The following is a 12,683-nucleotide window of genomic DNA, read 5'->3' as shown; positions in this document are numbered from 1 at the left end:
CGGTGCCTGCCGGCTGAAGGCTTTCAGGATTACGTCGCGGGGGCTTGCGCCGCATCGGGCGAACCGGCGATTTCCAGCAAGGACGCCACCAGCAGTTCCCGCTCGTCCTTCGACAGCACGTCGGAATCGAAAAGGTTCATGCTGCGCAGCCCCTCGATGGCGAGGTAACAGACCAGCAGCGATTTGAGGTCTGATGTTTCGCCCTTCAGCCGTTCGAAAAGCTGCCGCTTGAATGTCTTTATCGGCGTCATGAAATCGGGATCCTCGGCGATCGCCGAAAAAATCCACGAGGCCGAGGGGCGCTTTTCCTCGCAATCATCGGCCGACAGCCTGATGTAGACGGCGAGCGGATTTTTGCCATCGTCGTTGCTGTTGGCGGTCTCCAGCGCCTGCTCGAAGTCGCGCAGATAGCCTTCGACCAGCCCCTGCATCAATTTGGCCTTGGTCGGAAAATTGTAGAGCAACCCACCCTTCGACACGCCAGCGCGGCTGGCGACGGCATCCAGCGACAGGCTGCCGGGCCCGGATTCCCGGGCAACGTCAGCCGCCGCCGCGAGTATCTTCTCGCGCGAGTTCGGTCGTCGGGCTCTCATGGCGCCTCCCTTCGCAAGCTTAGGCCCAATTGACAAGACCGTCCAGACGGTACAGTAAAGCCGCCACTATTTGAAATCGGGACCCGCAGTCGATATGTGTCCCGATGTCCGCGCTTCGCGCCGGATTTCGACTGAGGGGACTTCCTTGTTCAAGCGCATACTCCGTTTCTTCGTCATCATTCTCGTTCTGGCCGTGCTGGTCGTTGTGGTCGGCGGCATCGTCGGCTTCAACTTCCTGCGCGACAACGGCATCAAGCAGTATTTCGCCACGATGAAGCCGCCGGCTGCGACAGTGTCGACGACCATCGCCAAGCCGTCGAGCTGGACGCCGGGCGTCGAAGCGATCGGTACGGTGCGAGCCGTGCGCGGCGTCGACCTAACGGTCGAGACCACCGGCATCGTCAAGGACATCCTTTTCCATGCCAACCAGAAGGTGGCGGCCAATGCGGTGCTGCTGCAGCTCGACGATGCCGTCGAGCGCGCCGATCTCGACGCGCAGAAGGCGCAGGCCGCCCTCGATCAGGTATCGCTGACCCGCGCCATCGAACTGACCAGGCGTGGCGTCGGCTCCGACTCGACGCTGGACACCGCACGTGCGGCGGCTTCGGCTTCGGCGTCCCAGGTCACCAAGCTGCAGGCCGTGCTCGACCAGAAGCAGCTGACGGCGCCTTTCGGCGGCACGGTCGGTATTCCGAAGATCGATATCGGCCAGTATATGGCGCCCGGCACCGCCGTGGTGACACTGCAGGATCTCGACACGATGCGGGTCGATTTCTCGGTACCCGAACAGCAGCTCCCGCTGCTCAAGATCGGTCAGACGGTTCGGCTGGGCTTGAGCGGCGGGGACATGCCGTTTGCCGGCGAAATCCGCGGCATCGACCCCAAGATCGACCCGTCCAGCCGGCTGGTGAACATCCGGGCGGAAGTCGCCAATCCCGACGGCAAGCTAACCCCTGGCCAGTTCGTGCAGGTGCGTGTCGAACTGCCCGAGGAGCAGAACGTGCTGTCGCTGCCGCAGACGGCACTGACCACCAGCCTCTATGGCGATTACATCTTCGTGGTGCAGCCGGCCAAGCCCGCCGGCGCTGCGCCGGCGCAGCCCGCCAAGCCGGAAGAAAAGCCGGCCGCGGCGGCCACCGACAAGCCGGCGGATGCCAAGCCGGCGGACACGATGAAACCGGCTGCCGATGCCATGAAGCCGGCGGCTGATGCCATGAAGCCTGCCGCCGACGCTGCAAAGCCGGCTGACAAAGCCGCTCCCGACGCCGCCAAACCGGCTGCCGACCCGGCCAAGCCGGCGGCGGAGGGCGACAAGCCCGCGCTGGTGCTGTCTCAGGTCTTCGTCAAGCCCGGCCGCCGCAATCAGGGCATGGTCGAGATCGTCGAAGGGCTGAAGGCCGGCGACGAGGTCGTCACGGCAGGTCAGAACCGCCTCTTCAACGGCATGTCCGTCAATGTCGACAACACCATCGACCCGACCAAATCGGCGAACAAGCAGGCCGACCAGCAATGAGCTTTTCCGATCTCTTCATTCGCCGGCCTGTCCTGTCGACGGTCCTTGCCTGCATGATCCTGCTCCTGGGTTTCCAGGGCATCTTCAACCTGTCGATCCGCCAGTATCCGAAGGTGGACGAAACCGCGATCACGATTACGACGGCCTATCCGGGCGCCAGCGCCGACCTGATCCAGGGCTTCATTTCCGCCCCGATCGCGCGCGCCGTCGCCTCGACCGAGAACATCGACTACGTCACTTCGTCCAGCCGTCCGTCCTCCAGCACCGTGACGGTGCAGATGAAGCTCGGCTCCAACCCCGACGTGGCGCTGACCGAAGTGCTGTCCAAGGTCCAGGGCGTGCGCGGCACCTTGCCGGACGCTTCCAAGGACCCTGTCATCGTCAAGGGCACCGGCCAGCAGTTCGCGATGATGTACATCTCGATGCAGAATCCGAACATGACGAAGGAGCAGCTGACGGAGTATATCGAGCGCGTCATCCGGCCCCGCATGTCGACGGTCGAAGGTGTCGCCGACGTCCAGATCTTCGGCGCCCAGCAATATTCGATGCGCGTCTGGATCGACCCTGTCCGGCTTGCCGCACGCGGTGTAACGGCGGCGGAAGTGCTGACGGCGATCAACAATTCCAACTTCCTGTCGGCGCCCGGCAACACCCAGAACGAATATGTCGTTTCGTCGATCACCGTGCGCTCGACGCTGCAGACGCCGGAAGCCTTCGCCGAACTGCCCCTGCGCTCGACCGACGGCAATGTGGTGCGGCTGCGCGACGTGGCCCGCGTCGAACTCGGCGCTGAAAATACCGACACCAGGGTCTCGTTCAACGGCAAGCCCGGCACCTTCCTCGCCATCTTCCCAACCCCTGCAGCCAACCCGCTGACCACCGCGGCAGCGCTCACCAAGCTTGTGCCGCAGATCCAGGAAACGCTGCCGAAAGGCATGACGATCGAGGTCGTCTACGACGCGACCGGGCAGATCAGCGCCTCGATCGAGGAGGTGTTCAAGACCATCGGCGAGGCTGTTGCCATCGTCGTCGTGGTCATCCTTCTGTTCCTCGGCTCGTTCCGTTCGGTGATGATGCCGATCATCACCATTCCGTTGTCGCTGATCGGCGTCTGCTTCCTGTTGTTTGCGGTCGGCTATTCGATCAACCTTCTGTCGCTGCTGGCCATGGTGCTGGCGATCGGTCTTGTCGTCGACGATGCCATCGTGGTGGTGGAGAACATCCACCGCCACATGGAAGAAGACCACATGACGCCGATGCAGGCGGCGTTCAGCGGCATGCGCGAGATCGCCTCGGCCATCGTCGCCATGACCATGACGCTGGCCGCCGTGTTCGCGCCGCTGGCCTTCACCGGCGGCCTGACCGGCGCGCTGTTCCGCGAGTTCGCGGTGACGCTCGCCGGCTCGGTGGTGCTGTCGGGCGTCATCGCCGTCACCATCACCCCGATGATGTCGGCGCGTCTCCTGAAGGCCGGCACGCCGGGCCGTTTCCAGCGCATTGTCGACGGCATTTTCGCGCGGGTCGAGCACGTCTATGAGCGTGCCGTCACCGGTTCGCTGAACTATCGTCCTTTGACGCTGATCATCGTGCTCGCGCTGGTCGGCGTGACCGGCTTCATGTTCACCAAGACCTCGAGCGAGCTGGCGCCCGAAGAGGATCAGGGCTTCCTGCTCTCGCTCGTGACCGCGCCGACCTATGCGACATCGGATTACACCGAAACCTATGTGAACCAGATGCTCGGACTGGTGAGGGATATTCCCGAAACGCGGGCGCAGTTCTCGGCGGTCGCCTTCGGTGGCACGACAAACAGCGCCTTTGTCGGCTTTGCCTTCAAGGATTGGGCGGAGCGCAAGCGCAATTCGAAGGAACTGCAGGCCGACATCACGGCTCGTATTGCGAAGGTGGCGGGCGTGCAGGCCTTCGTCTTCGCACCGCCGACGCTGCCGGGCTCCGGTGGCGGCCTGCCGATCGCCCTGGTCGTGCGCTCGACCGGCGATTCCGCGGAAGTGTACAAGGCCGCTGAGCAGATCAAGAACAAGGCACAGGCCTCCGGCCGTTTCATCGTCGTGCAGAACTCGATGTCTTACGATTCGCCGCAGGTGACGGTCACCATCGACCGCGACCGAGCCGCCGCGCTGAACCTGCCGATCGCCGATATCGGCCGGACGCTGACGCTGCTGGTCGGCGGTGCCGAAGTGGCGCAGTTCGACCGCGACTCCAACAGCTATGACATCATCCCCCAGGTGCCGCAGCAATTCCGCGACAACCCCGAAAAGCTCGGCGAATATTTCGTGCGCAGCGCAACGGGCGAGATGGTGCCGCTGTCGGCGGTGGTGAATATCTCGAACAATGCCTCGCCGGCGGCGATCGAACAGTTCAACCAGCTGAATTCGTCGACTATCTCGGCGCTGCCCCTGCCCGGCGTCACCACGGGCGACGGTTTGAAGGTCCTCGAGGACATTGCCAGGGAGAGCCTGCCCGACACCTTCTTCATCGACTATTCCGGCCAGTCCCGGCAGGAGAAGGAACAGGGCAACACCATCCTGATCGCTTTCGCAGCAGCCGTCATCGTCATCTACCTGGTGCTGGCGGCGCAGTTTGAAAGCTTCCGCGATCCGCTCATCATCATGATGGCGGTGCCGCTGTCGATCTTCGGCGCGATCGTGCCGCTCAATCTCGGTCTCGGCACGCTCAACATCTACACGCAGGTGGGTCTGATTACGCTGATCGGCCTGATCACCAAGCACGGCATCCTGCTGGTCGAATTCGCCAACCAGCAGCGCGAGGCGCATGGCCTGCGGCGGCGCGACGCCATCATCGCCTCGGCCAAGGTGCGCCTGCGGCCGATCCTGATGACGACGGCGGCTATGGCGCTAGGCGTCGTACCGCTGATCACGTCGAGCGGCGCCGGTGCTGCTGCCCGCTATTCGATGGGCCTGGTCATCTTCACCGGCATCCTGGTCGGCACCATGTTCACGCTCTTCGTCGTGCCGATGTTCTACACCTTCATCGCCAGCAAGGACCTGCCGCATCTTGCTGAAAAGCCGGATCCGAGGCTGATGCCGGCATTGCCGGACTGATAGAAGCCGAAGAACAAAAAAGAGGCCGGAAAAATCCGGCCTCTTTTTTTGGCTGCGCTCAATACCGCCGGAATGGTCCGACAGGAGTCCTGAACAGGCGCGGCAGTCCGCCGGCCTGCCCACAGCCTGCTACTTGACGATGACGATGCTGGTGTTGGCCGGCCCGAAAATCTCGACCAGCTGATAGAAATCGGCCGCATTGTCCGGGTGCAGCCGCACGCAGCCATGCGAGGCCGGCTGGCCGAGGCGCTTGATGGCATAGGTGGCATGCACCGCGTAGCCGCCGCTGAAGAACACCGAATGCGGCATCGGCGCGTTGTCGTACTTCTTCGAGTACCACATCTCATGCATGCGCGTCGGCTTGAACGAGCCGGTCGGCGTCACATGCGCCCGGTCACCGGTGGAAACCTTCCAGGCGAAAGTCGGCCGGCCATCGACCGAGACCTCCATGATCTGCTGCGAAAGCGAGACCCGCGCTACGATCTTGTTGGCGGCATGGGCTGCGTTGGCGCCGAACAGAAGTGCTGCACCCGTGAGCGCGGCGGCGGTGATGTTGATGAGCTTGGCGGAAATGGTGGTGTGCATGATGTCCCCTCTCTCTGCCGGTCAGGCCGGCTCCAATTCGATGAGCGGGTTATCGTTGCGGCATGTTTCGGCGGGATTTCGCGAAATGCTCGTTTGTGTTTCGAATCTGTTTCCTCTGGTTAACAGGCCAAGCGGCCATAGCGACGACGATCGCATCCCGACGACGGCGGCGATGTGGAGCACATAGGTATTCCCCGCAAAACGAAAGTTCGAATTGCCTCTATATGAAAGATCGATGGGCAATCTCGAAACCAATCGGCAACAAAGCGCGGCTTCGGGCGGCATGATCCGGATACGGGCTGACCGCAAGGTTGACGTAACGAAAGCAGACGGCAACGACCATGGGAACGAAAACGAACACGCGATCCTGGCTCTTCAGGATCAGCATCGCAGCAGCAGTCATAGGCGGTGTCGGCACGGTTGCCGGCGGCTCCGAGGCAAGGCTGGCGGCGATGAGTTCGAGCGAGATTTCTACCCTGCACGTCGCCCTGTTTTCCGCCTCGGTCTGGATTGTTTCCAGCCTGCGCATCACCCGACTCAAGGCCCTCTGGCGGGTTGGCCTTCGGTTGCTGGCATTGCGCGGCCCCTCCGGCAACTTGCTGCCGCGAGGACCGAAGGCCCGCGCCGCAGCGGGGGGCTCCGTGAGCGGCGCGGGCACTTCGGGAGTTTCCTGAAGCGACCCGCGACATACTCATTTTTGAAGAATTGGCATTTCTGGGGAGTTGGAACGATGAAGACGAAATTCGCCGCCTCTGTGCTTTCCGCACTGCTCTATGCGCAGGGCCTGCTTGGCTTTGCCGCCCTGGCCACCGTGCTCCTCAAGGAGCGGGCCCACGCAAACGGACTCGTCGTGAGCAGCGACATGCCATCGGGTCCGTCGCTGCTGGTGGTGCGCTGAACCGCGGGAGCATCGGCAGGAGGAAAATCCGATGCTCAGCCAGAAAGATAGCCCGCGTACGCTGCCCTCAGTCGGTGAATTGCTGCGGCGGATCGAACCGGTAGCCCGCGCCACGTATGGTGGTGATGGTCTCTGTGTCGAGCTTGCGGCGCAGCCGCACGATGCGCGAATCGATCGAACGATCGAAGGCGTCGGCATTCTCGGCCGGTGCCGCGGCGATGATGTCGTCACGCGTCAGCACCTTGCGGGGGCTCGCCAGGAACAGCCTGAGCAGCGCCACCTGGCCGGGCGAAAGCTGTTCCTCCGTACCGGACCGGTGCATGACGATGGCCGATCTCAGATCGACGGTCGCGTTCTCCAGCACGATCAGTTCCTGCGTGCCCCTGCCACGACGCGACAGCAGGCCGCCGACCCTGGCGGCAAGCTCCCTGACATTGAGCGGGCTTTCGACGACGTCGGCCGCACCCAGTTCGAGCGCCAGCACCTTGTCGACGAGATCGGACGGCCGGCAGATCAGGATGAAATCGGGTCCGTCCCGGCCACCCTCGCCTTGGCCGCCATAACGCCTGAGCAGATCCCGCCCTTCCGCCTGGCTGAGACTGTCACCGACGACAACGACATCGATGCCTCCGCCCGCCAGCAGCGATTCCGCCTCCCAGGGCTGTCGCGCCTGCCGCACATCATGGCCACGCCGGTCGAGATGGTCGGCAAGTTCGGTCGCGACCACGTCGGCGACGGAAACAAGCGCAATAACCGCTCGTGCAGCCATGTTTTTCAACCGTTCCCTTGCAACCGGATATGAGTGCTGGACATGATGTTTATACCCAATCTACTTTCCACTGAAAGTGGGAGCGAGAGCATCGTGCGGGCAAGAATAGTGATCGTCGAGGACGAGCCCGACCTGAGGGACGCGGTTGCCGAGTATCTCGGCGCCGCCGGCTATGATGTGGCGACCGCTGAAACCGCAGCCGCCGCGCGCAGCCTGATCGAGACCCAAGCCTTTCATCTGGCCATTCTCGACATCGCCATGCCCGGCGAGGACGGGCTGTCGCTCGGCCGCTGGCTGCGCTCGAGAATGCCGATCGGCATCATCTACGCCACCGCCGCCGGCACGGCGCTCGACCGCATCGTCGGGCTGGAGCTCGGCGCCGACGACTATATCGTCAAGCCATACGAACTGCGCGAAGTGCTGGCGAGGGTGCGCAGCGTGCTGCGCCGCGTTCCGCAGCCGACGGAACTGCTCGACAGGAAGACCAGGACGGACCGCCGTTCCGTCGCCTTCGGCCCGTTCCAGGCCGATCTTGACGGCAGGCTGGTCACCGGCGCCAATGGCACAGTGATCGACATGGCCAAGAGCGAATTCGATGTGCTGGAGGTTTTCCTGACCCGCGCCAACCGGCTGCTGACCCGCGCCGCGATCTCGGAGGCAATCGGCTTCACCGAGGATCCGGAATCATCGCGCGCCGTCGACATTCGCATCATGCGCCTGCGCAAGAAGATCGAGGCGGATCCGGCCAACCCGAAATTTCTGCGCACGGTGCGCGGCGAAGGCTATATCTTCTCGCTGCCGACCGGCGACAGCAACTGAGCGCCAGGCCCACAGGGTCTCAGGTTCACAGCCGTTGCTCGCCGATCGAATTGGGCCGATCGGATTGGCATACTTTAGAACAACGGCTGAAAATGACGGGCGAAGCAACAAGCAGGGATATGCAGGGTTTCAGGCAGGGCGCTGCGATGGCGGCCGTGCGCGTCGTTCGCCGGCTGCGCGAGGCCGGCGACTGGCAGCGCGAGATGGACGGCATACTGGAAACCCTTTGCCGGGCCATCGAATGCCAGCGCGGCATCCTGTTCCGCTTGCGCGAACTGCCGGGCCAGGGTTTTGCCCAGTCGGTTGCCGCCTACTGGATCGACCCCGACTTTGGCGGAGAACTGGCCTCGCCGACCGTGATCATGCAGTCGATCGTCAATTCGGACCCCCTGCTGGAGCGCGTCGCCGAGGACGAACGGCAGGGCAAGATCTTTGCCGGGCACACGCGCAATCTCGAAGGGTTCCTGAGAACCGATTTCGAAAAGCAGAACATCAAGTCGTTCCTGTCGGTGTCGGTCTTCGCCCATGGCCATCTGTGGGGCACGCTCGCCGTCAATGACTGCGTCGACGAGCGCGAGTGGACCGACGAGGAGGAGGCGACGCTGCACATCATCGCGCTCGCCATCGGCGACGCCATCGAGCACTCGCCCTCCGACGCCCATGCCAGCGAAGTGATCCGCCGCACCATGCTGCAGGCTTCGCTCGACGCCATCATCGTCATCGACGAGGCGGGCTCGATCATCGAATTCAATCCTGCCGCCGAAAAGATGTTCGGCTTCCAGCGCAGCGACATCCTCGGCAAGGACCTGCTCGACACCGTCGTGCCGGAATACTACCGCAAGGGCTATTCCTCGGGTGCCGACTACATGTCGGGCCGCGGCGCGCCGATGGTCGGCCAGCGGCTCGAGACCGTGACGCAGAATGCCGCCGGCGAGGTGTTTCCTATCGAGCTGACGGCGACCGAGATGCGCGTCGCCGACCGCCGCCTGATCTTCGGCTCGATCCGCGACCTGCGCGACAGGCTGCGTGCCGAGGAAGAGATCAACCGGCAGCGCGAGAAGCTGCACCAGAACGAGAAGATGGCGGCGATGGGCTCGCTGCTTGCCGGTGTTTCGCACGAGCTCAACAATCCACTGGCGGTGGTGGTCGCGCAATCGACGCTGTTGCACGAATTCGCCTCCGACCCGCAGACCAAGGTTCGTGCCGAGAAGGTGCGTGCCGCCGCCGAGCGCTGCGGCCGCATCGTCAAGAGCTTCCTGTCGATGGTCCGGCTGCATCCCGCGGCCCAGGCCGAGACCGATCTCAACCAGGTGATCCGCGCCGCTCTCGAGGTGACCGCCTATGGCGCACGCTCGAGCGGCATCATCATCGACACCGATTTCGCGCCGGGTCCGCTGCTGGCCATGGCGGACGCCGACCACGTGACGCAAGTGGCGGCCAATTTCCTCATCAACAGCCAGCACGCACTGGCCGGCATTGCCGGCGACCGGCTGATCAAGGTCCGCACCTTCCGCAGCGATCGCGACAATCCCTGCTTCTCGGTCGAGGACAACGGGCCCGGCATTCCCGAAGCGATCCGCAACCGCATCTTCGAATCCTACTTCACCACCAAGCCGGTCGGTGTTGGCACCGGCATCGGCCTGTCGATCTCGAAATCGATCATCGAGCGGCACAATGGCAGTGTCTGGTTCGAGGAAGTGCAGCCTCGAGGCGCGCGTTTCGTTGTCCAGTTGCCGGCCATTTCGGCGGGCATCGCCGCGGCCGGCGAGAGCCAGCCACGCTCAAGCGGCCTGCGTCATGCCTTGATCATCGACGACGAGCCTGATGTCGCGGGCTCCTTGTCCGACATTCTCGAATTGATGGGCATCAAGTCGCGCATCGCGCCGGTCTGGGAATCGGGTGCCGCCACCTTGAGCGGCCACATGCCGCCCGACATCGTCTTTTCGGACCTGCGCATGCCCGGCACATCTGGCATGGCCATCTACCGCGAACTGCTTGCCGAGCGGCCCGAACTGGCACGGCGTTTCGTGCTGGTCACCGGCGATCTGATCGGCGCCAAGGCGGAAATCGAAGCCTTGCCGGCGCAGCAGCGGCCGCAGATCCTGGAAAAGCCGTTCAGCACGCTGGACGTGCGCAGCGTGCTTTCATCCATCGCCGAGCAGGCCGCGTTGAAAGGCTAAAAAAGAAGCTCCCGGCCGACTGTGCGGCGGGAGCTGAATGGAGCGCTGGAGGAGCGCTCGGGGAGGTCAGAGCAGGATCCCGAAAGGGAACGGTTCCGGGATCACGCTTCGACGGAAATCAGAAAATGTTTGGCGTGTTGGTCAGCGGCGCGGCATTGGCGATCATGCGGATCGCGCGGGCCTTGTGCGTCCCGGACTGTTCGGCGATGGCGCGCAAGCAATCGACGCTCTCGGCACCCCATGCCTGCCCCTTGCAGGCGAAGTCGAGCGTCGGCATCGGCAGCCGAGCGGTCTTGATTGTCGTCGGCGCCCCGTCGACCACATTGGCCGGCGGATTCAGCGAGGCGAAGGCCGGCCCGACAGTCGGCGTGAGCGCCATGCCGATGACGGCGCAAGCAGCCAGCCCCATGAACATGGCCATGGGGTGGTCGCTGGCGCATTGGCGTAGCGCCAGTTTCGGGCGGCGATCAACGCGCTCTGGAGCCTGGAGGCGGTGTTCGCTGGTGACGATCTCGATTTTCGCATGCATTGCCTTCCCCTTCGCTGCGTTTCTTTTTGATGATGAAACGAACTTAATCGCACTTTGTAACAGCACAAAATTGGCGTAGCTCTGGCAATGTAACGGAATTGAAACAGCAGTTTCGGGCAAAACCGGGCAAAATCGGTCATTCCGCCTCACACTTAGCGAGCAAGGTAATCCCAGGTCGGCTCCCGCCAGGCAGTCCCAACCCAGGCGCCTGCCGCACAGCGATGGGCCAGAGCGCGGCGAACGTTTTTGCCACCGGCAAGGCGACCTGTTCTGCAGCCCGTGCGCTTTGCGAAGTCACGCTGAAATGGCATTTCGGAAACCGGGGCTAACACCCGGATTCTCCGCGATTTTCTCGCGCAGCAGCCGCATCGAATTCAGCGGAGGACGACGCCTGGACTTTGGCAAGAAATATTTCGGGTTTTCGCAAACCATTGCATTTCAATGCAAAATATGATTTTATTGAATGATTATTCAACAAAAAGAAGAGACGTTTTATGAACCCGCACCTCCGTGACGTGGCGATCCCCAACGATTGGGACCGGCGGGGACTACCGGGCTGGAGTTACCATTCCGATGCCCTTCTCGAGCTCGAGAAGGAGCATGTTTTCCGCAATCATTGGCAGATCGTCGGCCATGTCTGCGACATCCCGAACGCCGGCGACTATCTGACCATGGATGTGGTCGGCGAACGCGCCTTGATCGTGCGCGGCAAGGACGGCGTCGTGCGCGGCTTCAACAATATGTGCCGCCACCGCGGCAGCCGTGTTGTCGCCGACAGCCAGGGCAATTGCAAGAACGCGCTGGTGTGCCCGTTCCATGGCTGGGTCTACAATCTCGACGGCACGCTACGCGGCGCCGCGCGCCCGCGCTCCTTCCCCGATCTCGACAAGACCGAGTTCGGCCTGATGCAGCTCGACCTCGAAGTCTGGATGGGTTTTATCTTCATCCGCTTCCGCAATGGCGGACCGCAGCCTTCGGTCGCTGAGCTGATGAAGCCGATCGAGCCCGAATTCGCGCATTACAAGGCCGCCGGCATGGTGCCGTCCTGGGGCATCTGGACCCAGAAGACGCCGGTCAACTGGAAGTCGGTGCGCGATGTCGACAATGAGGGCTATCACGTCGCCATGGCCCACCCTGCCCTGCAGGATCTTTATGGCGCGACCTATTTCGACGAGCCCTTCATCAATGGCGTGTCGCGCTCCTTCGCCACCTACAATCCGCATGCCGGCCGCCGCTGGAGCGTCAAGAACTACGTCAAGATCGCGCCGGAGCCGGCGCATCTGCCGGACTATCTGAAGAAGGCCTGGGTCTATTACGGCATCTTCCCCAACGCGGTCATTTCGGTGATGCCGGAATCCGTGCAGTTCTATCAGGAGTTTCCGCTGTCGACGGGCGAGACCCTGCTGCGCGGCGCCATCTACCGCTACCGCGACGAAAGCCGCGAGCAGGCCGCCGCCCGCTACCTCTCCTTCCGCATCGACCGCGACACCATGTCGGAAGATGTCCAGCTGTCGGTGTGGTCGAACGAATCCATGCTGTCCGAAGCCTTCGAGGGCTTTTATCTCTCCGACCTCGAATATGGCGTGCGCACGCACCACGATCATCTGCGCAAGATGCTGCCGGTGCTGGGCTTGGAGACGGCGCCGGAGGAGAAGGACATGTGGAATTTGAACGACGCGCTGAGGTCGCGGTCGTAGCTTCCTTCTCCCCGTGAACG

The 12,683-nt window shown here is 63.1% G+C and carries 11 protein-coding genes; 6 read left to right on the top strand and 5 right to left on the bottom strand.

Features of this window, described 5'->3' with window-relative positions; all coding sequences use genetic code 11:
* Positions 1-29: 29 nt before the first annotated feature.
* Positions 30-593, bottom strand: a complete 564-nt coding sequence (locus AB4Z43_RS26040) for a TetR/AcrR family transcriptional regulator (protein WP_038650055.1) — start codon at positions 591-593, stop codon at positions 30-32.
* Positions 594-738: 145 nt separating this feature from the next.
* Here AB4Z43_RS26040 and AB4Z43_RS26035 point away from each other — a divergent pair, with 145 nt between their 5' ends.
* Both AB4Z43_RS26035 and AB4Z43_RS26030 read left to right on the top strand, forming a co-directional pair.
* The gene (locus AB4Z43_RS26035; protein ID WP_441939473.1) at positions 739-2,106 is read left to right on the top strand and encodes an efflux RND transporter periplasmic adaptor subunit; all 1,368 of its coding nucleotides are present in this window, start codon (positions 739-741) and stop codon (positions 2,104-2,106) included.
* Complete coding sequence (locus tag AB4Z43_RS26030; protein WP_019861552.1) at positions 2,103-5,186, top strand: efflux RND transporter permease subunit; 3,084 nt, start codon at positions 2,103-2,105, stop codon at positions 5,184-5,186. Before AB4Z43_RS26035 ends, AB4Z43_RS26030 begins: the two co-directional genes overlap by 4 nt.
* A 129-nt stretch (positions 5,187-5,315) precedes the next feature.
* Here AB4Z43_RS26030 and AB4Z43_RS26025 read toward each other — a convergent pair whose 3' ends face one another.
* Together AB4Z43_RS26025 and AB4Z43_RS26020 are read right to left on the bottom strand one after the other, a co-directional pair.
* Positions 5,316-5,771, bottom strand: a complete 456-nt coding sequence (locus AB4Z43_RS26025) for a L,D-transpeptidase (RefSeq protein WP_202361464.1) — start codon at positions 5,769-5,771, stop codon at positions 5,316-5,318.
* A 220-nt stretch (positions 5,772-5,991) separates the two neighbouring features.
* Positions 5,992-6,300, bottom strand: coding sequence for a hypothetical protein (locus tag AB4Z43_RS26020; RefSeq protein ID WP_027047464.1), 309 nt, complete (start codon positions 6,298-6,300; stop codon positions 5,992-5,994).
* A gap of 201 nt (positions 6,301-6,501) precedes the next feature.
* Between AB4Z43_RS26020 and AB4Z43_RS26015 the strand changes: the two genes are divergently transcribed.
* Positions 6,502-6,669, top strand: a complete 168-nt coding sequence (locus tag AB4Z43_RS26015) for a hypothetical protein (RefSeq protein WP_019861555.1) — start codon at positions 6,502-6,504, stop codon at positions 6,667-6,669.
* Between the two features lie 67 nt (positions 6,670-6,736).
* Here the strand turns inward: AB4Z43_RS26015 and AB4Z43_RS26010 are convergent, their stop codons facing one another.
* A complete protein-coding gene (locus AB4Z43_RS26010) occupies positions 6,737-7,438 on the bottom strand; it encodes a response regulator transcription factor (RefSeq protein ID WP_019861556.1) in 702 nt (233 codons plus the stop codon).
* Positions 7,439-7,483: 45 nt separating this feature from the next.
* On the opposite strand from AB4Z43_RS26010, the gene AB4Z43_RS26005 reads away from it, so the two are divergent.
* Together AB4Z43_RS26005 and AB4Z43_RS26000 are read left to right on the top strand one after the other, a co-directional pair.
* A complete protein-coding gene (locus AB4Z43_RS26005) occupies positions 7,484-8,257 on the top strand; it encodes a response regulator (protein WP_171880411.1) in 774 nt (257 codons plus the stop codon).
* Between the two features lie 92 nt (positions 8,258-8,349).
* Positions 8,350-10,437 (top strand): ATP-binding protein, encoded by a 2,088-nt coding sequence (locus tag AB4Z43_RS26000; RefSeq protein WP_020629058.1) that lies wholly within the window; start codon positions 8,350-8,352, stop codon positions 10,435-10,437.
* Between the two features lie 118 nt (positions 10,438-10,555).
* Here AB4Z43_RS26000 and AB4Z43_RS25995 read toward each other — a convergent pair whose 3' ends face one another.
* Entirely contained in the window at positions 10,556-10,966 is a 411-nt protein-coding gene (locus AB4Z43_RS25995; protein WP_019861559.1) for a hypothetical protein, read from the bottom strand.
* Between the two features lie 494 nt (positions 10,967-11,460).
* Between AB4Z43_RS25995 and AB4Z43_RS25990 the strand changes: the two genes are divergently transcribed.
* Complete coding sequence (locus AB4Z43_RS25990; RefSeq protein ID WP_038650064.1) at positions 11,461-12,663, top strand: aromatic ring-hydroxylating oxygenase subunit alpha; 1,203 nt, start codon at positions 11,461-11,463, stop codon at positions 12,661-12,663.
* The last annotated feature ends 20 nt before the right edge of the window (positions 12,664-12,683 follow it).

Origin of the sequence: Mesorhizobium sp. 2RAF45 (assembly GCF_052115225.1) — a bacterium.
GTDB lineage: Bacteria > Pseudomonadota > Alphaproteobacteria > Rhizobiales > Rhizobiaceae > Mesorhizobium > Mesorhizobium jarvisii.
This window is presented reverse-complemented; position numbering and strand designations above follow the sequence as displayed.